A 21,485-nucleotide genomic window follows, 5' to 3' on the forward strand; every position below is an offset into this window, starting at 1 on the left:
GCCGAGGCATTCGCGTCCCCGATAATCGTCCGAGTGAAAACGACGACCGCGCAACCCTCCCCCTCCACCAGCGACTTCTCCGGGCATACGCCCATGATGGCGCAGTACCTGGGCCTCAAGGCGAACCATCCGGACACCCTGCTGTTCTACCGGATGGGCGATTTCTACGAGCTGTTCTGGGCCGACGCCGAAAAGGCCGCGCGCCTGCTCGACATCACGCTCACCCAGCGCGGCCAGTCGGCCGGCCAGCCCGTGGTGATGTGCGGCGTGCCCTTCCATGCGGTCGACACCTATCTTGCGCGGCTCATCAAGCTGGGCGAATCGGTGGCCATCTGCGAGCAGGTGGGCGAAGTCGGCGCGAGCAAGGGCCCGGTCGAGCGCAAGGTGGTGCGGGTGGTCACGCCCGGCACGCTGACCGATTCGGAACTGCTCAACGACAAGAGCGAATCGCTGCTGCTCGCAGTGCATGCGGGCACGCGCAACTTCTGCGGCCTGGCCTGGCTCAGCGTGACCGGCGCGGAGCTGCGGCTGGCCGAATGCCCGGCCGATGCGCTCGAAGCCTGGATCGCGCGCATCGCGCCGAGCGAGCTGCTCTACAGCGCCGAGGTGACGCCGGCCTTCGAGCAGCGCCTGAAGGCCGCGCGCGCGGCCACGCCCTTCACGCTCTCGATCCGCCCCGCGTGGCAGTTCGACGGCGGCCTGGGCGAGCGCAAGCTCAGCGAGCAGATGGGCAGCAACAGCCTCGCGGCCTGGAACGCCGAATCGCTCGCCAACGCGCATGCCGCCGCGGCCGCGCTGCTGGGCTATGCCGAGCACACGCAGGGCCGCGCGCTGTCGCATGTGCAGCGCCTGTCGGTGGAGCGCGACGGCGACCTGGTCGAGTTGCCGCCCACCACGCGGCGCAACCTCGAACTGGTGCAGACATTGCGCGGCGAAGACTCGCCCACGCTGTTCTCGCTGCTCGACACCTGCATGACGGGCATGGGCAGCCGGCTGCTCAAGCGCTGGCTGCTGTCGCCCCGGCGCGACCGCGGCGAGGCGCAGGCCCGGCTCGAAGCCATTGCGGCGCTCCAGTCCACGGTGCTGGGCGGCACCGCCGCGCCCTGGCGCACCTTGCGCGAACAGCTCAAGAACACCAGCGACGTGGAACGCATCGCGGCGCGCATCGCGCTCAGGCAGGTGCGCCCGCGCGAACTGCTCGCGCTGCGCCTCGCGCTTGCAAAGGCCGAGCAGCTGGCCCCGGCGCTTCCGGCGTCCGGCGAACTGCTGGGCGGCATCATCGAACGGCTCGCGCCGCCGTCGGGCTGCGCCGACCTGCTGGCGAGTGCGATCAAGCCCGACCCCTCGGCGCTGGTGCGCGACGGCGGCGTGATCGCCACCGGCCACGACGCCGAACTCGACGAGCTGCGCGCGATCAGCGAGAACTGCGACGATTTTTTGCTGAAGCTCGAAGTCAGCGAACGCGAGCGCACCGGCATCAGCAACCTGCGGGTGCAGTTCAACCGCGTGCACGGCTTCTACATCGAGGTCACGCAAAGCGCGCTCTCCAAGGTGCCCGACAACTACCGCCGCCGCCAGACGCTGAAGAATGCCGAGCGCTTCATCACGCCCGAGCTCAAGGCCTTCGAGGACAAGGCGCTGAGCGCGCAGGACCGGGCCCTTGCCCGTGAGAAGTGGCTCTACGAGCAATTGCTCGACGCGCTGCAGCCCTCGGTGCCCGCGCTCACGCAGCTGGCCGGCGCCATTGCCACGCTCGATGCGCTGTGCGCGCTGGCCGAGCGCTCGCACACGCTGCACTGGCGCGCGCCGAGCTTCGTCTCGCACCCCTGCATCGAGATCCAGCAGGGCCGCCATCCGGTGGTGGAGGCGCGGCTGGCCGAAAAATCGTCGGGCGGCTTCATCGCCAACGACACGCAGCTCGGGCCGCAGCAGCGCATGCAGGTGATCACCGGCCCCAACATGGGCGGTAAGTCAACCTACATGCGGCAGGTGGCGATCATCGTGCTCCTGGCTTCCATCGGCTCGCACGTGCCGGCGGCGGCCTGCCGGCTCGGGCCGATCGACGCCATCCACACCCGCATCGGTGCCGCGGACGACCTGGCCAACGCGCAGTCGACCTTCATGCTCGAGATGACCGAGGCCGCGCAAATTTTGCACAGCGCCACCGCCCAGTCGCTGGTGCTGATGGACGAGATCGGCCGCGGCACCAGCACCTTCGACGGCCTGGCGCTGGCCGCGGGCATCGCGGCCCAGCTGCACGACCGCAGCAAGGCCTTCACGCTCTTTGCCACCCACTACTTCGAGCTGACCGAATTCCCGGCCACGCACCACTGCGCCGTGAACATGCATGTGAGCGCCACCGAGGCGGGCCGCGACATCGTGTTCCTGCACGAAATGCAGCCCGGCCCGGCCAGCAAGAGCTACGGCATCCAGGTGGCGCGGCTCGCCGGCATGCCGGCCGCAGTGGTCAACCACGCGCGGCAGGCGCTCGAGGCGCTCGAGTCGCAACACGCCCAGACGCGCGCGCAGGTCGACCTGTTCGCCCCGCCCCCGGCGGCCGAAACGCCGATGGCCAGCGCCGTAGAATCCGCCCTGGCCGCGCTCGATCCTGATGCGATGACGCCACGGGAGGCGCTCGACGCGCTCTATGCCTTACAAAAACTGAACACGCGCGAACGCGGCGCCGCGTAGCGGGCATCCTTCGTGCGAGATGAAAAAATGACTTATTGCGTAGGCATCAAACTCAACGCCGGCCTGGTGTTTCTCTCCGACTCGCGCACCAATGCGGGCGTGGACCACATCAGCACCTTCCGCAAGATGATCGTCTACGAGCAGCCGGGCGACCGCGTCATGGTGCTGCTGTCCTCGGGCAACCTGAGCATCTCGCAGTCGGTGCGCGAGATCCTGCAGATCGAGGAACTGCGCGAAACGCGCGAAGACGGCTCGCAGGGCGACCCCATCACCATCTGGAACGCCAAGAGCATGTTCGATGCCGCGCGCGTGCTCGGCTCGGCCGTGCGCCACGTGTACGACCGCGACGCCGAGGCGCTCAAGCATGCGGGGCTGGACTTCAACGTGTCCTTCATCTTCGGCGGCCAGGTCAAGGGCGAAGGCATGCGCCTGTTCCTGGTCTATGCGGCCGGCAACTTCATCGAGGCCACCACCGAGACGCCCTACTTCCAGGTGGGCGAGTCGAAGTACGGCAAGCCGGTGCTCGACCGCGTGCTCACACCCGAGACCCCGCTGGACGAAGCCGCCAAGTGCGCGCTGGTGTCGATGGACTCGACCATGAAGTCGAACCTGTCGGTGGGCCTGCCGCTCGACCTGGTGGTGTACGAGGCCAACAAGCTCGAGACCGACCGCGTGATCTGCATCGACGCAGACAACCCCTACTACCGCATGATGCACAACAGCTGGGGCCAGAAGCTGCGCGAGGTGTTCGACAGCATCGAGGACCCGGTGTGGGACGACTCCGCCACCGAGCATCCGCTGAAGATGCCGGCCACGCGGCACAGCCCGTTGCGCAAGATCTCGACGCCCGACGAAAAGCTGATCTGAAGAAGCCGACCGCGGCCATGCCGATGCCTCCCGTCGTGTTCTCGCACGGCAACAGCTTTCCCGCGAGCACCTACCGCGTCGTCCTCGACAGCCTGCGCAGCCGCGGCTTCGAGGTCGATGCCATCGAGAAATTCGGGCACGACCCGAAGTACCCCGTCACCGATAACTGGCCGCACCTGGTGCAGCAGCTGGCCGACTTCGCGCAACGGCACGCCGACCGCGCCGGCGGCCCGGTGTTCCTGGTCGGCCATTCGCTGGGCGGAATCCTGAGCCTGATGTGCGCAGCGCTGCATCCGGCGCTCGCTTGCGGCGTGGTGCTGCTCGACTCGCCGGTCCTCAGCGGCTGGCGCGCGAACACGCTCAATGTCGTCAAGCGCACACCGCTCATGAAGAGCATTTCGCCCGGCGCCATTAGCCGGAAACGCCGCAACAGCTGGGCGCACCGCGAAGCGGTGTTCGAGCATTTCCGCAGCAAGAAGGCCTTTGCCAGGTGGGACGAGCAGGTGCTGCACGACTACATCGACCACGGCACCTTCGCGAGCGAAGACATGAGAGAGCTGAGTTTCGACCGCGACGTGGAAACGGCCATCTACGACACCCTGCCCCACAACCTGGGCGCGCTGCTGCGCCGCCATCCGCTCAAGTGCAAGGCGGCCTTCATCGGCGGGCGCCAGTCCGCCGAGATGAAGCAGGTGGGCATGGCCATGACCCAGAAGGTCACCCGGGGACGCATCGCCATGCTCGACGGCACGCACCTGTTTCCCATGGAAAAGCCGCTGGCCACCGCGGCGGCGGTGGAAGCGGCGCTGCGCAACCTGATGGGCTGATCGCACGGAAACATATGTCCAATTCCAGGCCGGAAGCCGTCGAAGGCGTTTCCTTGAGCCCTTCGCTGGTGGTCGAGGACGACCCCGCGATGCGCGAACGCCTCAGCCACGTGCTGGCCACGCTCAGCCACGCCGCGCCGCAGATCGCCTGGGCCGACAGCATTGCCGCGGCCAAGGAACTGCTCGGCGCGCAGAGCTTCGGCATCGCGCTGGTCGACATCGGACTGCCGGACGGCAGCGGGGTCGAACTGATCGGCTGGATGCAGGCGCAGCATCCCAAGGTGCCCGCGGTGGTGATCTCGGCCTTCCGGACCGAGGACGTCATCTTCGCGGCGCTGCGGGCCGGCGCCATCGGCTACCTGCTGAAGGACCGCGACGATCTCGAACTGGGCATTGCGCTTCGCAGCATCGAGCAGGGGGGCTCGCCGATCGATCCGGCCATTGCGCGCCATATCCTCGGCTGGCTCGCGGCGCAGCAGCCTTCGCCGCCCGCCGTGTCGGCGGCCGATGCACCTGCTGCGCTGCCCGTCGCGCTGACGCCGCGGGAGCGCCGGATCCTCGAACTCGTGGCGCAGGGGCTGAGCAACCGCGACATGGCCGAATCGCTGTCGATCTCCAGGCTGACCGTGGAATGCCACACCAAGAACATCTACCGCAAGCTGGCCGTCAGCTCTCGCACCGAAGCCGTCTACCAGGCCCGAAGGCACGGCTTGCTGGACTGAGGGCACGCGTTCTTCCCTGCTGCACGCCTCACCAGGAATAGCCGGCCTGCACGCGGGCGGCGATGCGGTTGCTGCTGCCGCTGCTGGTGGCGGTGGAAACCCCCAGCCCCAGGTTCAGGTTGTCGTTGACCTGGTAGCCGAAGGCAAAGCCGATGGCCGCTGCGCCGGCGTAGTTGCCCACGGCGGCACCCATCCATTTCTTGCCCGCCGACAGGGCCGGCATCGACGGCATGGCCAGTGCCGAGGCCACGCCCTGCGCGGCAAAGGCGTTCGCCTGGCTGGTCGCGCTGCTCACCGCCTGCTGCAGCTGGTTGACGTTGACGGCATCGGTGCCCAGCACGCCGGGAGCGACATTCGCGATGCCGCGCAACTGCCCGGTGGCCGCGTTGCCCACCGACACGGTGTTGTCGCGGTCCGCCACCGACCCCTGGCCCAACGCCACCGCATTGCTGCCCGAGGCCAGCGTGTTGGCGCCCAGCGCCACCGCGTTGTTGCCGGTGGCCACCGCGTTGTTGCCCACGGCCGTGGCGGGATCGGCCAGCGCCTTGGCGCCGGCGCCGATGGCCACCGAGCCGGCATGGCGGGCCTCGGCGCCGCTGCCCAGCGCGGTGGTGCCCTCGCCATCGGCAATGGCGTTGGTGCCCATGGCCGTGGCACCCGCGCCGGTGGCCTTGCTGCCCGTGCCGCAGGTCACGCTGCCCCCGCTGAAGCTGCACAGGCCGTTGGCAAGGGCCTGGTTCATGACGCTCTGCAGGGCAGTCACCTGCTGCATCGTGAAGCTGTTGGAGGCCGTGACGGCGCCTTGCTCCGCCTGCTGGACCTGCCCGACGTTGGCGGCATCCGTTGCGGCGGTGCCGGCGCGCACGTTGTTGAGCGTGGTTCCCGCGCCGTCGTTGGCGTTCAGGCTGACGCTCGTACCGCCCGGGCCGTACTGGACCGAGTTGTTGGCCACGCCCAGGGCGGTGTTCGCCGTGCCCTGGGCGGCAGCCGCCGCGGTCTGGGCACCGTTGGCCGTGGCCTGAGCAGTGGCCGCATTCGCGAGCGCAGTATTTGCCGTGCCCTGGGCGGCAACGGCCGTGGTCTGCGCGGTGCCTGCGTTGGCGAGCGCGGTATTTGCTGTGCCCTGCGCAGTAGCCGCCGCGGTCTGGGCGCCGTTGGCCGTGGTCTGCGCGGTGGCCGCATTCGCGAGCGCAGTATTTGCCGTGCCCTGGGCGGCAACGGCCGTGGTCTGCGCGGTGCCTGCGTTGGCAAGGGCAGTGTTTGCTGTGCCCTGGGCAGTAGCCGCCGTGGTCTGGGCGCCGTTGGCTGTGGTCTGCGCAGTGGCCGCATTCGCGAGCGCAGTATTTGCCGTGCCTTGAGCGCCAACGGCCGTGGTCTGTGCGGTATTCGCCGTGTCTTGGGCTCGCGTCGCATCAAGTTCAGCAATCATCGCCCGGCCCATTGCGCCGCTCGCAGTTGCTCGAGCCACTTCTGCAGCACTCTGCACGGCGTACAGCTGGCTGCCGTTGACAGCGTCGGTGCTCGTGGAGTTCACCGATCCGGCGCTGACGTTGACCAGGCCGCGCGTCTGGCCGGTGGACCCGAAGGACACCGTGTTGGCCGCCGTGGCGACGGAATTCGCGCCGATGGCCACGCTGCCGCTCGCGCCGCTTTCGACCCGACTGCCCGAGCCGATCGCCACACCGCCTGTCGCAAGCGCCGCCGCGCCCGAAGCGCCACCGTTCGCGCCGCCGATCGCCGTGCTGCCATTGCCGGACGCCACTGCGCCCTGGCTGGTGCCAGAGGCGCTCCCGATGGCGACCGCCGAGTTGCCCGTGGCCTGCGCGCCGCTGCCGCCGGCGCGGCCGGGGAAGCCGCAGCAACCGTCAACGCCAGCGCCGCCAGCGCCGACGGCAATGGCGCCGGAAGACGTGGCCTGGGCGCCGCTTCCCCCTGCCCCGCCCGTGCCGCCCGCCCTACCTTGCCCCGCGGTTCCGCCGCCCCCGATGGCCGTCGAACCATTCGCGGTCGCACTGGCGCCAACGCCGCCCGTTCCACCTGTTCCGCCAGCAGTTCCGTTGCTGCCATCGCCACCCGCGCCGATCGCAGTGGAACCGTCTCCTGAGACCGTAGCCGCACCGCCGCCGGCGCTCGACGACCAGCCGGGTTGGGCGGGGCCTGCGTTGCCCGCGCCACCGGCCGCATAGCCGGCGGCATGTGCGCTTCCCGCGAAAGACAAGGCAATCGCCAGCAGCTGCGCGTGGATCCGGATGGACATGGACTTCTCCCCTTGTGAACAACCAAGACAAAACATGGCAAAGTGTGTCTTTTCGTTTTCATCGAGGCCATCCCCGAGAACTGGTAAATGAAGGATCTGGATCGGATGAGGAGCCGGCAGCCCGCATCGCCCGCACAGGCACTGCTTGCCGCGTTGATGGGCGCCCTTCTTTTCTTCCTCCTTGTTTCCATCCCTGCGACGACGCTCGCGCAGCAGCCCCCTCCTCCCGAGTTCCATGTCGAGGCAGTGCGGAGCACGGGCTGGAACGAGACCAGCCCGCCGACCGACGGATGGACGCGCGTCACGCTGCCCGACAGCTGGGCCGAACGCTGGCCCGGCTTCGACGGCGTGGTCTGGTACCGGCTCACCTGGGACCAGCCCGCAGAGGTCACCGAGGTCGGCTTGCTGCTGCACTACCTCAACATGGCCGGCGCGGTGTCGCTCAACGGCACCCCGATCTGGCGCGACCAAAGCCTGGTCGAGCCGCTGACCCGCGCCTGGAACAGCCCGCGCTACTGGCTGCTGGCGCCGCCGCTGCTGCAGGCGGGCCGCAACACGCTGCTGGTACGCGTCTCGGGCCTGTCCGCCTACCAGGCCGGCCTCGGCCCGGTCAGCCTGGGCGCACCCGCGGCCATGCAGGCGGAGTACGGGCAGGAGCGCGTCTGGCGCCGCGATCTCCAGATGCTCGGGCTCGCGGTGAGCGCCGCGGTCTCGGCCTTCTTTGCCGCGCTGTGGGCCATGCGCCGGCGCGAGACGGCCTATGGCTGGTTCGCGCTGATGTCGGTGCTGTGGCTCCTGTTCGGCTACAACCAGATCGCCACCAGCCCCTGGCCCTTTGCGAGCAACCACAGCTGGCAGGCGCTGAACACCTCGCTGCTGCTGCTCTTCAGTGTGTCCTACGCCGTGTTCGCGCTGCGCTTCTGCGAGCGGCGCATGCCGCGGCTGGAAGGCCTTGCGCTGCTGGTCGCGGTGGCCGGCGTGCTCGACCTGTGGCTCGCCGGCTCCGCCAACCTGCTCGCTCACCGCGCCGTCTGGACGCTGGTGGGCGGCCTCACGATCATCGCGGTGAACAGCGCCGCGCTGATCCATGCCTTGCGCCATCGCCGCAGCCCGATGCGCTCGCTCGCGCCCTTCATGGCCCTGTCGGCGGCAACGGGCGCGCACGACCTGCTGGTGTTCACGCAGGTGATCGACAGCAACATCTACTACACGACCATGTCCTCGTATGGCCTGCTGCTGGGCATGGCGCTGACGCAGGCCGGGCGCTTCGTGCAGAGCCTGAAGCGCATCGAGAACTTCAACACCGAGCTGATCGAGGAAGTGAACGCGGCCAAGGCCGAACTCGGCGTCACGCTGACGCAGCAGCATGCGCTCGAGCTGGCGCATGCGCGCATCGGCGAGCGGGTGAACCTCGCGAGCGACCTGCACGACGGGCTGGGCGGCATGCTGGTCGGCAGCATCGCAACGCTCGAACGCAAACCCGAGAAACTCTCCGCGCCCGAACTGCTCGCCATGCTCAAGCGCTTGCGCGACGACCTGCGGCTGATCATCGAGGCCGCGGGCCAGCACGACGGGGCGCGTGCATTCGGCGAGCTGCTCGCGCCCTTGCGCCATCGCACCTCGCAGCTGCTCGACGCGAACGGCATCGACTGCCGCTGGCAGGTATCGAACATCGAGACGCTCGAGCTGCCGCCGTCGCAGAGCCTGGATCTGCTGCGCTTCCTGCAGGAGGCGTTGACCAACGTGCTCAAGCACAGCGCAAGCCGCCGCGTCGACGTGGCGGTGACGCGCACCGGCGCCGAACTGCAGCTCAGCGTGCGCGACGACGGCCGCGGCTTCGTGGTGGACGGCGCCGACAAGGGCGCCGGCGCGGGCTTGCGCAGCCTGCGCACGCGCGCACGCCGCCTGGGGGCCGAACTGCAGCTGCAATCGCGCCCCGGCCAGACGCAACTGGCGCTGCGCATGCCGCTGGCAGCGGCGTCTTGAGGGGCCTGCGCACCCCCGTCCCGGCCCTTGCCGGAGCGGGTTGCGCCACCTGGTCCGGCCCTCTGTGCAAGGCCCTGTTCAGGGCATGGGCAAACCGGGGGACATAAATGTCAATTCCGGCAACATTCGCGCAAAATAAGTCAAAACGTCCCAGTTTCTCGGCCACAGTCTCAGAATGCCGCCCAAATGTTCTCCTCGGAAGCCGCCGAAACCGTTTCGCTGAGCTCGGTGCTCGTGGTCGAAAACGACACGGCAATGCAGGAACGCCTGCGTTACATCCTGCCCACGCTCGGCTGCGACGAGCCGCAGATCACCTGGGCCGACGATGCCGAGATGGCCATGCAGCTGCTGGAAAAGCCGAGCTTCGGCGTGATGCTGGTGGACATCGGCCCGCCTGGCGACGACGCGGTCGAGCTCGTCGAATGGCTGCAGGCCCACCATCCGCAAGTGCCCGCCGTGGCCATTTCCGCCTCCCGCAGCGAAGAAGCCATTTTTTCCGCACTCCGCGCCGGCGCGGTGGCCTATCTCCTGAAGGAGCGCGACGACCTCGAGCTGAGCATCGGCCTGCGCAGCATCGAGCAGGGCGGCGCCACCATCGATCCGGCCATTGCGCGGCGCGTGCTGGCCTGGCATGCGGGGCAGGCGGCCGATCCGGGGTCGATGCCCGAAGCGGCGCTGACGCCGCAGGAGCGCAAGACGCTCGAACTGGTGGTGCAGGGGCTCGAGCACCGCGACATCGCCCAGGCGCTGGCCATGCCCCGGCTGGCGGTGGAATGCCGCATCAAGGGCATCTACAGAAAGCTGGCGCTCGGCTCGCGCGCCGAGACGGCGCACATGGGCGGCGGGCACGCCCTGGCGCGCTGACCAGTCCTAGAGCTCGAGCACCAGCCGGCCTTCGCAGGCGCGCGAGCAGCAGGCCATCATCTTGTTGTGGGCCTCGCGTTCCGGGCGGGTCAGCACCACGTCGCGGTGATCGACCTTGCCGGACAGCACCCGCACTTCGCAGGAGCCGCACAGGCCCTCCTCGCAATCGCTCTGCACGTCGACGTTGGCGGCGCGCAGCGCCGACAGCAGGGTCTGGCCGGGCGGCACGTTGACCACCAGGCCGGAATCCTTCAGCTCGACCTCGAAGGCATGCTCCTTCGACGGATCGAGGGTGGCGAGCGTCGACTCGAAATGCTCGACGCGCAAGGCACCCTCGGGCCAGGCGGCGCAGCAGTCTTCGAGCGCCTCGAGCATGCGCAGCGGTCCGCAGGCATAGACCTGCGCACCGGCCACCGGCTCGGCAAGCAGCGCGCGCAGGTCGCAGCGCCGCCCTTCGTCGCTCGCATGGACCTGCAGCCGCTCGCCGTGCAGCGCCGCGAGCTCGTCCAGGAAGGCCATGCGCGCGCGGCTGCGGCCGCTGTAGTGCAGCTCGTAGTCCATGCCGAGCGCCTTCGCGCGGCGCGCCATCGCGCTGACGGGCGTGATGCCGATGCCGCCCGCGATGAAGATCGCCTTCGCCAGCGACTCGTCGAGCCGGAAGTGATTGCGCGGCCCGCGAATGCGCAGCCGGTCGCCGGCCTTCACCTGCGCATGCACCCAGGCCGAGCCGCCGCGGCCTTCGGGCTCATGCAGCACCGCGATCTCGAACACGCCGGCTTCGCCCGGGTCGCCGCACAGCGAATACTGGCGCGACCGCTCGGGCGAGCCGCATTCCACGTCGATGTGCGAACCGGCGGTCCAGCGCGGCAGCGGCTTGCCATCGGGCGACGCGAGCCGCAGCTTGACGATGCCCTCGGCCACCGGCGTCACGCGCTCCACCACCACCGGCCGCGTGATCGCGTGCCGCGAGGGCTCGCCGATGCGCACCGGCACCTGCACCGCGCGCAGCGCGGGGTTCCTGCGCTCCGGATTGGCCGCCGGGTCCCACTCGACCCACAGGTGTTCGGGCCCGCGGAACGAGGTGTTCGGCACGTAGCTGAAGCGCTGCTCCGAGAGCCGCATGTGCGGCAGCCGCCGCGTGAATTCCTCCAGGAAGATCTGCATCTCCATGCGCGCGAGGTTCTTGCCCATGCACTGGTGCGAGCCGTAGCCGAAGGTCAGGTGGTCGCTGGCGTTGTCGCGGCGGATGTCGAACAGGTCGGCATCGGAAAAATACGCTTCGTCATGGTTGGCCGACGAGGTGACGATCAGGAGCCGCGAGCCGGCCGGCAGGTCGACGCCCCCCACCTGCGTGTCCCGCGTGACGAGGCGCCGCCACGCGGCCACCGAGCCGTTGTGGCGCAGGCACTCTTCCACCGCGTTGGGAATGAGGCCCGGGTCTTCGCACAGCTCCTGCCACACCTGCGGATGCTGCAGCAGCAGCTTGACTGCATTGGCGCTGGCATTGGCGGTGGTCTCGTGCGCGGCCACGATGCCGGCCATCATCATCGAGTGCAGGTACGAGTCGGTCACCACCTCGGGGTGCAGCTTCTGCTTGCGGATGCCGTACTGCATCCAGCCGGGCGCGTCGGGGTCCTGGCGCATCTTCTCGAGCACCTTGCCAGCGTACTGCCAGAAGTTGCCGACCGCATGCGCCACGGCCACCTGCTCCTCGGGCTTGGGGCGGCCCCAGGTATTGACGGTGTGCGCGATCGAATACTTGCGCAGCGTGTCCATGTCTTCCTCGGGCACGCCAAGGAAGTGCAGCGCCACGGTCAGCGGAATTTCCCACAGCATCTGGTCGACGAGGTCGGCACGGCCGTCGTCGATGAAGCGGTCGACATAGCTGCGCGCCAGCTCGCGCACCATCGGCTCGCGGTGCTTGAGCGCCTCGGGCGTGAACGGGTCCATCAGCACGCGGCGGCGCGGCATGTGGGCGGGCTCGTCCTCGTTGACCAGCGTGCGGTTCAGCGCGAAGCCGTAGGAGGCGAGCACGGCGTTGGCCTCGTCGCCGGTGGGCGTGATCTTCTCGAGCGCGTTGGAGGGGCTGAAGGTGATGTTGTCGCGGAACACCGCCTTGATGTCGTCGTAGCGCGTGATCACCCAGTAGCCGAGCTTGGGGCTGAAGAAGATCGGCTCCTTCTCGCGCGCCCAGCGTACGTACTCGGGCGGGTCCTGCTGGTAGCCGTCCTCGAAGGGGTCGAACTCGGCGGCGCGCGCGCTCACAGGGCAGCCGGTGGGCGTGCGCTCGGAAGACAGCGGCCCGTGCGCGACGGGGCAGCCGGAAGTGCGCGAAGGCATGGCGGTATCGGACATGGCAGCAGACTCAGTCCAGCGTGATCTTCAAATCGCGGATCAGCTTGTGCCAGCGCACGGTCTCGGCCTTCAGCAGCGCGGTGTACTGCGCGGGCGTGTTGCCGACCGGCTCGACGCCGAAGTCGACCATGCGCTTGTTCACCGAGGGCTCATGGATGGCCGCCACCAGCTGGCGGTTGAGCGTGTTCACCACCTCCGTCGGCGTGGCCGAGGGCACCACCACGCCGACCAGCGCGGCGGCTTCGACGTTCTTGTAGCCCAGCTCGGCGAAGGTGGGCACGTCGGGCAGCTGCGGCAGGCGCGTCGGGTTGGCCACCGCCAGCGCGCGGACCTTGCCGCCCTTGATGAAGCCGGCGCCGGCCGCCAGGTCGACCATCATGGCCGGCAGCTGCCCTCCCACCACGTCGGCCAGCGCCGGCGCCGCGCCGCGGTACGGCACATGGACCATGAAAAGGCCGGCCTCCACCTTGAGCAGTTCCATTGCCAGGTGGTGCGGGCTGCCGGCGCCGGCCGAGGCGTAGCTCACGTCGCCCGGCTTGGCCTTGGCCCTGGCGATGAAATCCTTGGCCGTCGCGATGCCGGAATTGGCGCCGACCACCAGGATCATCGGGAACTTGCCCATCAGCGTGACGGGCGCCAGGTCCTTGGTCGGGCTGTACGAGAGCGACTTGTAGAGCGCCGGATTGAACACCAGCGTGCCGTTGTCGGCCGACAGCACCGTGTAGCCGTCGGCCGGCGCGCGCGCCGTCTCGGCCGCGGCCAGCGCGGTGTTGCCGCCGGGCTTGTTGTCCACCAGCACCGGCTGTCCCACCTGGGTGGAGAGCGTCTGCGCCACCGTGCGCGCGAGAAAGTCGGAGCCGCCGCCGGCCGCGTACGGAACGAGCCAGCGGATCGGCTTGGCGGGAAAGGTCTGGGCGCCGGCACTTGTTGCCACGGCAGCAAGGGAAAGAACGGCAAGGCACCGAACAAGGCGGTTTTTCATGGATGTCTCCGGCATGATTGTGTATTGCGTAATTATCATACGCATTGCGTAATATTGATTCAAGGGACAACCCTGAACCCGAGCGGCCGCTCGGCGCCCGGCCCCAGCACCTAACATGCAGCCCACATGACCCAAGCTCCGGAGCTCCCCCCTCTCTCCCCCGCGACCCGCGAACGCCGCCAGCGCGTGCAATCGGCCGAGACCGGCATGGCGGTGCTCAAGGGGCTGGCCCACCTGGGCGGCCGCAGCAGCCTGACGGCCCTGTCGGCCCACGTGGCCGAAAGCCCGGCCAAGGTGCACCGCTACCTCGCCAGCCTGATGGAGGAAGGGCTGGTGCTGCAGGACGCCGTCTCGCAGCACTATTACCTGGGTACGGAAGCCATCCAGATCGGCCTGGCCGCCATGCGCCAGGCCGACCCGATCCGCGCGGCCGAGCCCTGCCTCGTGCGGCTGCGCGAATCGCTGGAAGTGACCTGCTTCGTCGCGGTCATGGGCAACAAGGGGCCGACCATCGTGCGCTTCGAGGAGCCGGGCCTGCCGGTCACGGTGAACGTGCGCGCCGGCTCGGTGATGTCGATGCTCTGGTCGGCCACCGGACGCGCGTTCCTGGGCCTGCTCGACGAGTCGCGGGTGCTGGCGCTGGCCGAGCAGGAACTGGCCGATTCACCGGAAGACATGCGGGCCACGCTGGACGCGAAGGACCCCATCGGCCAGCTGCGGCGCGAGGTGCAACTGGCCCGCTGCGCGAGCGTGAAGGACACCTACCTGCGCGGCATCAGCGCCGTGGCGGCGCCGGTCTACGACTATGCGGGCCGGGTGTGCGCGGTGCTGACCGCGCTGGGCGCCACAGGCGGCTTCGACCCGGCCATCGACGGCCCGATCGCCACCGCGGTGCGGCAGGAAGCCCGTGCCGCGAGCGCCATCCTGGGGCACGGGAACGGCGCCTGAGCGCCGGGCCGGCTGCTGCGCTTATTCCGCCCAGACCACCGTGCCGGTCCACGCCGTGGCCAGCACCACGATGCCGAAGGCGATGCGATACCAGGCAAAGGGAATGAAGTCGTGCGTGCTGATGTACTTGAGCAGCCAGCGCACGCAGAGCCAGGCGCTGATGAAGGAGAACACCAGCCCCACCGAGAACAGCGGAATGTCGGCCACCGACAGCAGCGCGCGCTCCTTGTAGAGGCTGTAGGCGCCGGCGCCGATCAACGTCGGAATGGCCAGGAAGAACGAAAAGTCGGTGGCCGCCTGGCGCGACAGGCCGAGCAGCATGCCGCCGATGATGGTCGAGCCGCTGCGGCTGGTGCCCGGAATCATCGCGAAGCACTGCACCAGGCCGACCTTGAGGGCGTCCCACATCGTCATGTCGTCGACATGCTCGATGCGCACCGAGCCCGGCGGCCGCTTCTCGGCCCACAGGATGATGAAGCCGCCGATGATGAAGGTGCTGGCCACCACCACGGGAATGAAGAGGTGCGCCTTGATCATCTTGCCGAACAGCAGGCCCAGCACCACGGCGGGCAGAAATCCGATGACCACGTTGAGCGCGAGGCGCCGCGCCTTGGCCTGCCTTGGCAACGCCACCACGGTGGAGTGGATCTTCTGCCAGTACACCAGGATCACCGCGAAGATCGCACCGGTCTGGATGGCAATGTCGAACACCTTGGCCTTGTCGTCGTCGAAACCGAGCAGCGAGCCCGCAAGAATCAGATGCCCTGTCGACGAGATCGGAAGAAATTCGGTCAGCCCCTCGACGATGCCCATGACGGCGGCCTTCACCAGCAAAACGATGTCCACGCTTACTCCTTTAAAGAGCAGCAATTATGGCGAGGCATCGAGTCAGGCCAGGTTCAGCTGGCCCCTGGCATCTGCGGGCTTTATCGAAGAGCCCGATTCGTGCGCAGCCGCAGGGCCCGTACCGCGCTGTCGACGGTGGTGAGCACCGGCAGGCCGCTGGCCGCTTCGCAGGCGGCACGCGCGCGCGCCATGCTGAACTGCGCAAGCGCAATGCGCGTGCAGCCGCGCTCGCGCAGCGCCGCCGCCTGGGCGGCAATCAACGCATCGTGCCGCTGCGTGTCGCCGGCGTTCAGCGCGTCGAGCGCGCCTTCGGCCAGCATGGGCTCGAGCGCGATGCCCGGCGGAAACTCCGGCGGCATCGACACCAGCGTGGCCGCGAAGGTGGCGATGAGGCCGAGGCGGCCCTGCTGCCCTTGCGCGGCCTCGGCCACCATCGCCTCGTTGGGCTTGAGCACCGGAATGCCCGCATGCCGCTGCGCCACGGCCTCGATGCAGGGCCCGAAGGCCGAGCAGGTGAAGAGGATGCCCTCGGCGCCCGTGTCGACCGCGTACTGCGCGAGCCGCTGAAAGCGCTCGTGCATCGCCGCGTCGAGCCCTTTGCCGCCGCGCGCCAGGTCGGCCGAGAGGCTGTCGTCCAGCAGGTTCATGCGCACGGCCTCGGGCCAGTCGCGCTCGAAGGCGGCGTTGATGGGCGCAACCGAGTGCGAGAGCGCGTGGATCAGTGCGATGCGGGTCATGCGGCAGGAAGGGTCAGATGCCCTTGGACGACGGGTTGGCAAAGGCCTCCTTCGTCTCGGCGTTGAGCGGATAGTTGATGTTGATGCCCTTGGGCGGAATCGGCGACATGAACCACTTGTTGTAGAGCTTCTCCATCTCGCCCGACTTCATCATGCCCGACACCACGCGGTCCACCAGCGCCTTGAAGGCCGGATCGTCCTTGCGGAACATCAGCGACTGGTTCTCGGTGCGCAGGCTCTCGCCCGTGATGATGAAGTCCTTCGGATTGCGCGCATTCGCGATCTGGCCGGCCAGCAGGATGTCGTCGAGCACGAAGGCCTGCGCACGGCCGCTCTCCACCAGCAGGAAGGAGTCGCTGTGGTCCTTGCCGCCCAGGTTGTTCACCTCGAGGTTGCGGCCCTTGTCGGCCTCGCGCAGCAGTCGGAACGAGGTGGTGCCCGTGGTGGTGGCCACCGTCTTGCCCTGCAGGTCGGCAATGCTCCTGATGCCAGAATCGGCCTTCACCAGCATGCGCACGTTGTAGCGGAAGATGTCGGGCGAGAACGCCACCTGCTTCTGGCGCTCGACCAGGTTGGTGGTGGAGCCGCACTCGATGTCCACCGTGCCGTTCTGCACCAGCGGAATGCGGTTGGCCGAGGTCACGGCCTGGTACTTGATCTCGATGGCCGGCAGCTTGAGTTCGCTCTTCACCGCCTCGACGATGCGGTTGCAGATCTCGATGCTGTAGCCCACCGGCTTCAGGTTGCCGTCGAGGTACGAGAAGCCGAACGACGACTCGCGGTAGCCGAAGGTGATGGCGCCGCTCGCCTTGATCTTGGAGAGCGTGTCGTTCTCCTGGGCCTGCGCGGCCACGTGCGGCAACAGGGCGGCAAAGGCCACCGCGAGAGCGGCAGCACCGAAAGGAATCGGCAGACGAAGCTTGGGCATGGAAGCGCTCCTCGGAACGGCGGTGGAAGAAAACGGGCGAAAGAAAATCGGCAGCGAAGCGGTCAGCGCGCGGCGGCGCGCGTCACCGCATCGATCGAAGCCGCGAGGCGGGCCGCGATCTCCTGCAGCTGCTGCCGCGTGGCAATGAAGGGCGGCGCAAGCAGCACGTGGTCGCCCTGCCGGCCGTCGACCGTGCCGCCGAAGGGGTAGCACAGCAGGCCGCGCGACATCGCGTCCTTCTTGATGAGCGCGTGGAGCTTCAGCGCCGGATCGAACGGCGCCTTGCTCGCGCGGTCGGCCACCAGCTCGATACCCCAGAAGAAGCCGCGGCCGCGGATGTTGCCCACATGGGCGTGGCCGCCGAGCGCCTCGGCCAGCATCGCGCCGAAGGCCGCGCCGTCTTCGCGCACCTTGGCGACCAGGCCGTCGCGCCGGATCACCTGCTGCACCGCGAGCGCCGCCGCGCAGGCCATCGGATGGCCGAGGTAGGTGTGGCCATGCTGGAAGAAGCCGCTGCCACTGGACATGGCCTCGACGATCCTGCGCTGCGCCAGCACCGCGCCGATCGGCTGGTAGCCGCCGCCCAGGCCCTTGGCGATGGTGACCAGGTCGGGCACCACGCCCTCCTGCTCGCAGGCGTGCAGCGTGCCGGTGCGGCCCATGCCGCACATCACCTCGTCGAGGATCAGCAGCACGCCGTACTTGTCGCACACCGCGCGCACCGCCTTGAAGTAGCCCGGCACGGGCGTGAGCACGCCGGCCGTCGCGCCGCCCACCGTTTCCGCCACGAAGGCGATCACGCGGTCGGCACCCTGCGCGACGATGGCCGCTTCGAGCTCGGCCGCCAGGCGCAGGCCGTACTGCTCGGCGCTTTCATCGGCGCGCTGCTCGCGGTACGGATAGCACGGCGCCACATGGGTGGCCGGCACCAGGATGGGCGCGAACGGTTCGCGCCTCCACGCGTTGCCGCCCACGGCCAGCGCGCCCAGCGTGTTGCCGTGGTAGCTCTGGCGGCGCGCGATGAAGTGCGTGCGCTGCGGCTGGCCGGTCTCGACGAAATACTGCCGCGCCATCTTGAGCGCCGCCTCCACCGCCTCGGAGCCGCCGCTCACCAGGTACACGTGGCTCATGCCCTCGGGCGCGGAAGCGATCAGCTCGTCGGCCAGCTGCTCGGCCACTTCGCTGGTGAAGAAACTGGTGTGGGCATAAGCGAGCTTGTCGAGCTGCGCATGCATGGCGGCCAGCACCTCGGGATGCGCGTGGCCGAGCGAAGACACGGCCGCGCCGCCAGAGGCGTCGAGGTATTCGCGCCCTTCGGCATCGCGGATGAACATGCCGCTGGAGCCGGCGGCAACCGGCGGGGTGTGGCGAAGGTGGCGGTGGAAGACGTGCGTCATGGCGGGTGGCTGGCCTGTTCGGTTCTGGAACTAACGTTTCCACCGGATTATTGTTTGGAACATTTGTTCCGTCAACTGTTCCAGCGTTCCATGTCCGGTACATTCGTTCCAACGACCGCCAGAAGAGAGACACCGCCATGGGCGCCAGAGACCAGATCCGCCAGCGTTTCAACGAACTGAGCCCCGCCCTGCAGCAGGTGGCGCGCTACGTGCTCGACCATCCCAACGAGGTGGTGACCGCGTCGATGCGCAACGTGGGCACGCGCGCGCAGAGCACGCCCGCCACGCTGGTGCGCTTCGCGCAGCACCTGGGCTATGCGGGCTGGCCGCAGCTCAAGGAAGCCTTTGCCGGCGACATGGGCCTGGCCAGCGAAACCTATGGCGGGCGCGCCAAGCAGCTGATCGGCCGCGCGCAGGACCGCAGCCTCACGGCCGAGATGTTCGAGGTGCAGCGCCGCAACCTGGAGGCCACGCACCAGCAGAGCGAGCAGGCGCTGCAAAAGGCCTGCGCGCTGATCGAGAAGGCGCCGGCGGTACATGCGGCGGGTTTCAGGGCCTGCTTTCCGATCGCGTTCTCGTTCGTCTATGTGTACCGGCTCTTCCGCGCCAGCGTGCACCTGGTCGATGGCCAGGGCGGCTCGCTCGAAATGCAGCAGCGCGCCTTCGCCAAGGGCGACGCGCTGGTGGTGGCCAGCTTCAGGCCCTACTCGCGCGAGGCGCTGCAGGTGGCCGAGGCGGCCCGGGCGGCCGGCTGCCGCATCGTGGCCATCACCGACAGCGTGGCCTCGCCGCTGTCGCTCTTGGCGGACGAAACGCTGCTCTTCACGATCAACAGCCCCTCGTTCTTTCCTTCGGTGGCGGCCGGCGTGGCCGTGACCGAGGCACTGGTCGAGCTGCTCGCGAGCCGCGCGGGCAAGCCGGTGATCCGGCGCATCGACCAGGCCGAGGCGCAGCTGTTCGAGTCGGGTGCCTACCTGGTGGCGCCGGTGGCGCGCGGAGGCTAGGCCCGGCAGGCTCGATTGCATGCTGCAGCGCCGCATCGCGGAACCCCGCCGGATCGGCATGGTCCAACCGCTGTCGCGGTTGTGTGTCGCGACAGGAGGTAATGACCATGAAGCAAGTGAAGCATTGGCAAGATCCGGTCAACGTCGCCCTGGGTGCGTGGCTGATCATCTCGCCTTGGGTCCTGGGCTTCCAGGGCGTCACTGCCGCGATGTGGAGCGCAGTGGCGACGGGTGTCGTGCTGGGCGCCGTGGCGCTGGGAGCGACCCTGGTACCGCGTGCATGGGAAGAGTGGACCGAAGGCGCACTCGCCATCTGGCTGGCCGTGTCGCCCTGGGTGCTCGGTTTTGCCACCGTGGAGAACGCGATGGTCAACGCGGTGCTCGTGGCTGCGGCCATCCTGGTGCTCGCGCTGTGGGTGCTTGTCACCGACAAGGACTACCTGGGCGGGAGCATGGATCGCCACGCGCATTGAGCACGCAGGCGATCGCGTCGTGAGAAGCGGCCCCGCGCGCCACGTGCAGCGGGCTGAGGGGACGGGCAGCCGCCCTCCCCGGCAGCTACTTCACTCCGCGCTGCGGAGAAGGGGCAGCCTGCGCCGTCGAAGGCGTGGACGACACGGTGCCGCCCGCCCCGCCGGCATGCCAGCCGCCGCCCAGGGCCTGGATCAGCGCCACCGCGGCGGTCTGGCGATTCACCTGCAGCTGCACCAGCGTGCGCCGCGCGCCGAGGGCGGCGGCCTGCGCAGTGACCACCTCGGTGTAGCTCACCTGGGCCGCGCGGTAGCGGTTGAGCAGTTGCTGCTCGGTCTTGTCGGCCGCGGCCGAGGCCTCGCGCCGCAGGCCTTCCTGCTGCGCCAGTGCGGCGCCGGCAGTGAGCTGGTCTTCCACCGCCTGGAAGGCGGTGAGCACGGTCTGGCGATAGCGCGCCACGCTGGCTTCGTGCGCCGCCTTGGCCGAGTCGACCGTGGCGCCGATGGCGCCCGCATCGAACACCACCTGCGCCACCGACAGACCCAGCGCCCACAGCGTATTGGACGCGTTGAACAGGTCTTTCACCCGGCTCGCGCTGCTGCCCACCGAGGCACTGAGCCCGAAGTTGGGGAAGTACGCCGAGCGCGCGATGCCGATCTGCGCATTGGCCGCAGCCACCGCGCGCTCGGCCGCCGCGATGTCCGGCCGGCGCTGCAGCAGCGTGGAAGGCACGCCCGTCGGAATGCCGGGCACCGTGGGCGTCCACTGCGCCGCGGGCAGGCTGAAATCGGCCGGCGCCACGCCCACCAGCATGGCAATGGCGTGCTCCAGCGTGGTGCGGGTGCGCTGCAGGCCCACGCGTTCGGCCTGCGCGTTCACCAGCTGGGTCTGCGCCTGCAGCACGTCGGTCTGGGCCGCGATGCCGGCCTTGTAGCGGTTGCTGGTGATTTCGAAGGCGCGCTGGTAGCCCTCGATGGTCTGGTCGAGCAGCACGATCTCGGCATCGGCCTCGCGCAGCGAAAAGTAGTTGGTGGCCAGGTCGCCGACGGCCGACAGGCGCGCCGACGCCAAGTCGGCCTCGCTGGCCTCGGCATTGGCCTGCGCGCTGCTCACGGCCTGCCGCAGGCGCCCCCACACGTCGGGCGCCCAGTCGACCCCGAGCGTCGCCGAAAACGCATTGGCCGCATTGCTGGTGCCGCCGATGTTGCCGCTGCGCCGGCCGCTGCCGTCGAGCGATACCGTGGGGAACAGCGCAGCGCGCTCGCCCCGCACCAGCGCCTGGGCCTGCGCGTAGTTGGCCACGGCCGCGGCGATGTTCTGGTTCGACACCTGCACGCGGGCGGCCAGTTCGTCGAGCGTGGCGTCGCCGAAGAGCTTCCACCATTCGCCGCGGTCGAGCGCATCGGCCGGCGCGGCGGGCAGCCAGCCTTCGGCGGTCTTCTGCTCCTTCCAGCCGGCGGGCGCAGCCGAGGTGGGTACTTCGTAGGCGGGGCCCACGGCGCAGCCGGCCAGCACGGCCGCCAAGGCGAGCGCGGACAGCCTGCCGGGCAGATGCGAAAGGATGCGTTGTCGGTGTGTCATGGCAGCTTCGTTCATTCTTCTG

General features: G+C 69.0%; 17 protein-coding genes. 9 read left to right on the top strand and 8 right to left on the bottom strand.

Annotated elements, in window-relative coordinates; translation table 11 throughout:
- Positions 1-33 precede the first annotated feature (33 nt).
- The 4 genes from mutS to ACAM58_RS17435 are packed head-to-tail and all read left to right on the top strand — an operon-like array spanning position 34 to position 5,107.
- Positions 34-2,691, top strand: a complete 2,658-nt coding sequence (gene mutS, locus ACAM58_RS17420; RefSeq protein ID WP_012748684.1) for a DNA mismatch repair protein MutS — start codon at positions 34-36, stop codon at positions 2,689-2,691.
- Between the two features lie 27 nt (positions 2,692-2,718).
- The gene (locus tag ACAM58_RS17425; RefSeq protein ID WP_012748685.1) at positions 2,719-3,558 is read left to right on the top strand and encodes a proteasome-type protease; all 840 of its coding nucleotides are present in this window, start codon (positions 2,719-2,721) and stop codon (positions 3,556-3,558) included.
- Positions 3,559-3,575: 17 nt separating this feature from the next.
- Complete coding sequence (locus tag ACAM58_RS17430) at positions 3,576-4,385, top strand: alpha/beta fold hydrolase (protein WP_012748686.1); 810 nt, start codon at positions 3,576-3,578, stop codon at positions 4,383-4,385.
- A gap of 14 nt (positions 4,386-4,399) precedes the next feature.
- The gene (locus ACAM58_RS17435; RefSeq protein WP_012748687.1) at positions 4,400-5,107 is read left to right on the top strand and encodes a response regulator transcription factor; all 708 of its coding nucleotides are present in this window, start codon (positions 4,400-4,402) and stop codon (positions 5,105-5,107) included.
- Positions 5,108-5,135: 28 nt separating this feature from the next.
- On the opposite strand, the gene ACAM58_RS17440 is transcribed toward ACAM58_RS17435, so the two are convergent.
- Positions 5,136-7,364 carry an adhesin gene (locus ACAM58_RS17440; RefSeq protein WP_012748688.1) on the bottom strand — a complete coding sequence of 743 codons (2,229 nt, stop codon included), beginning with the start codon at positions 7,362-7,364 and terminating at the stop codon, positions 5,136-5,138.
- A gap of 105 nt (positions 7,365-7,469) precedes the next feature.
- Between ACAM58_RS17440 and ACAM58_RS17445 the strand changes: the two genes are divergently transcribed.
- On the top strand, positions 7,470-9,350 hold the full coding sequence (locus tag ACAM58_RS17445) for an ATP-binding protein (RefSeq protein ID WP_012748689.1): 1,881 nt from the start codon (positions 7,470-7,472) through the stop codon (positions 9,348-9,350).
- Positions 9,351-9,536: 186 nt separating this feature from the next.
- Entirely contained in the window at positions 9,537-10,214 is a 678-nt protein-coding gene (locus tag ACAM58_RS17450) for a response regulator transcription factor (protein WP_012748690.1), read from the top strand.
- 6 nt (positions 10,215-10,220) lie between these two features.
- Here ACAM58_RS17450 and ACAM58_RS17455 read toward each other — a convergent pair whose 3' ends face one another.
- Both ACAM58_RS17455 and ACAM58_RS17460 read right to left on the bottom strand, forming a co-directional pair.
- Entirely contained in the window at positions 10,221-12,569 is a 2,349-nt protein-coding gene (locus ACAM58_RS17455; RefSeq protein WP_012748691.1) for a cytochrome P450, read from the bottom strand.
- Positions 12,570-12,579: 10 nt separating this feature from the next.
- Positions 12,580-13,551, bottom strand: coding sequence for a tripartite tricarboxylate transporter substrate binding protein (locus ACAM58_RS17460; protein WP_012748692.1), 972 nt, complete (start codon positions 13,549-13,551; stop codon positions 12,580-12,582).
- 126 nt (positions 13,552-13,677) lie between these two features.
- On the opposite strand from ACAM58_RS17460, the gene ACAM58_RS17465 reads away from it, so the two are divergent.
- On the top strand, positions 13,678-14,499 hold the full coding sequence (locus ACAM58_RS17465; protein ID WP_012748693.1) for an IclR family transcriptional regulator: 822 nt from the start codon (positions 13,678-13,680) through the stop codon (positions 14,497-14,499).
- A 21-nt stretch (positions 14,500-14,520) separates the two neighbouring features.
- On the opposite strand, the gene ACAM58_RS17470 is transcribed toward ACAM58_RS17465, so the two are convergent.
- The 4 genes from ACAM58_RS17470 to ACAM58_RS17485 form a co-directional block, all read right to left on the bottom strand.
- Positions 14,521-15,345 carry an undecaprenyl-diphosphate phosphatase gene (locus tag ACAM58_RS17470; RefSeq protein WP_012748694.1) on the bottom strand — a complete coding sequence of 275 codons (825 nt, stop codon included), beginning with the start codon at positions 15,343-15,345 and terminating at the stop codon, positions 14,521-14,523.
- Between the two features lie 80 nt (positions 15,346-15,425).
- A complete protein-coding gene (locus ACAM58_RS17475) occupies positions 15,426-16,082 on the bottom strand; it encodes an aspartate/glutamate racemase family protein (RefSeq protein ID WP_012748695.1) in 657 nt (218 codons plus the stop codon).
- 13 nt (positions 16,083-16,095) lie between these two features.
- On the bottom strand, positions 16,096-17,010 hold the full coding sequence (locus ACAM58_RS17480) for an amino acid ABC transporter substrate-binding protein (RefSeq protein ID WP_012748696.1): 915 nt from the start codon (positions 17,008-17,010) through the stop codon (positions 16,096-16,098).
- A gap of 62 nt (positions 17,011-17,072) precedes the next feature.
- A complete protein-coding gene (locus ACAM58_RS17485; RefSeq protein ID WP_012748697.1) occupies positions 17,073-18,407 on the bottom strand; it encodes an aspartate aminotransferase family protein in 1,335 nt (444 codons plus the stop codon).
- A 137-nt stretch (positions 18,408-18,544) separates the two neighbouring features.
- On the opposite strand from ACAM58_RS17485, the gene ACAM58_RS17490 reads away from it, so the two are divergent.
- Both ACAM58_RS17490 and ACAM58_RS17495 read left to right on the top strand, forming a co-directional pair.
- Positions 18,545-19,411, top strand: coding sequence for a MurR/RpiR family transcriptional regulator (locus ACAM58_RS17490; protein ID WP_012748698.1), 867 nt, complete (start codon positions 18,545-18,547; stop codon positions 19,409-19,411).
- Positions 19,412-19,518: 107 nt separating this feature from the next.
- The gene (locus ACAM58_RS17495) at positions 19,519-19,884 is read left to right on the top strand and encodes an SPW repeat protein (protein WP_012748699.1); all 366 of its coding nucleotides are present in this window, start codon (positions 19,519-19,521) and stop codon (positions 19,882-19,884) included.
- Positions 19,885-19,969: 85 nt separating this feature from the next.
- Here ACAM58_RS17495 and ACAM58_RS17500 read toward each other — a convergent pair whose 3' ends face one another.
- Positions 19,970-21,478, bottom strand: coding sequence for an efflux transporter outer membrane subunit (locus tag ACAM58_RS17500; RefSeq protein WP_012748700.1), 1,509 nt, complete (start codon positions 21,476-21,478; stop codon positions 19,970-19,972).
- Positions 21,479-21,485 lie beyond the last annotated feature (7 nt).

Origin of the sequence: Variovorax sp. V116 (assembly GCF_041154435.1) — a bacterium.
GTDB classification, from domain to species: domain Bacteria; phylum Pseudomonadota; class Gammaproteobacteria; order Burkholderiales; family Burkholderiaceae_C; genus Variovorax; species Variovorax paradoxus.

Excerpts from the sequence above, each read along its gene's own strand:
- ACAM58_RS17425 (WP_012748685.1), top strand. The coding sequence starts at position 2,719 with ATGACTTATTGCGTAGGCATCAAACTCAACGCCGGCCTGGTGTTTCTC.
- ACAM58_RS17430 (WP_012748686.1), top strand. The coding sequence starts at position 3,576 with ATGCCGATGCCTCCCGTCGTGTTCTCGCACGGCAACAGCTTTCCCGCG.
- ACAM58_RS17435 (WP_012748687.1), top strand. The coding sequence starts at position 4,400 with ATGTCCAATTCCAGGCCGGAAGCCGTCGAAGGCGTTTCCTTGAGCCCT.
- ACAM58_RS17440 (WP_012748688.1), bottom strand. The coding sequence starts at position 7,364 with ATGTCCATCCGGATCCACGCGCAGCTGCTGGCGATTGCCTTGTCTTTC.
- ACAM58_RS17445 (WP_012748689.1), top strand. The coding sequence starts at position 7,470 with ATGAGGAGCCGGCAGCCCGCATCGCCCGCACAGGCACTGCTTGCCGCG.
- ACAM58_RS17450 (WP_012748690.1), top strand. The coding sequence starts at position 9,537 with ATGTTCTCCTCGGAAGCCGCCGAAACCGTTTCGCTGAGCTCGGTGCTC.
- ACAM58_RS17455 (WP_012748691.1), bottom strand. The coding sequence starts at position 12,569 with ATGTCCGATACCGCCATGCCTTCGCGCACTTCCGGCTGCCCCGTCGCG.
- ACAM58_RS17460 (WP_012748692.1), bottom strand. The coding sequence starts at position 13,551 with ATGAAAAACCGCCTTGTTCGGTGCCTTGCCGTTCTTTCCCTTGCTGCC.
- ACAM58_RS17465 (WP_012748693.1), top strand. The coding sequence starts at position 13,678 with ATGACCCAAGCTCCGGAGCTCCCCCCTCTCTCCCCCGCGACCCGCGAA.
- ACAM58_RS17475 (WP_012748695.1), bottom strand. The coding sequence starts at position 16,082 with ATGACCCGCATCGCACTGATCCACGCGCTCTCGCACTCGGTTGCGCCC.
- ACAM58_RS17480 (WP_012748696.1), bottom strand. The coding sequence starts at position 17,010 with ATGCCCAAGCTTCGTCTGCCGATTCCTTTCGGTGCTGCCGCTCTCGCG.
- ACAM58_RS17485 (WP_012748697.1), bottom strand. The coding sequence starts at position 18,407 with ATGACGCACGTCTTCCACCGCCACCTTCGCCACACCCCGCCGGTTGCC.
- ACAM58_RS17490 (WP_012748698.1), top strand. The coding sequence starts at position 18,545 with ATGGGCGCCAGAGACCAGATCCGCCAGCGTTTCAACGAACTGAGCCCC.
- ACAM58_RS17495 (WP_012748699.1), top strand. The coding sequence starts at position 19,519 with ATGAAGCAAGTGAAGCATTGGCAAGATCCGGTCAACGTCGCCCTGGGT.
- ACAM58_RS17500 (WP_012748700.1), bottom strand. The coding sequence starts at position 21,478 with ATGAACGAAGCTGCCATGACACACCGACAACGCATCCTTTCGCATCTG.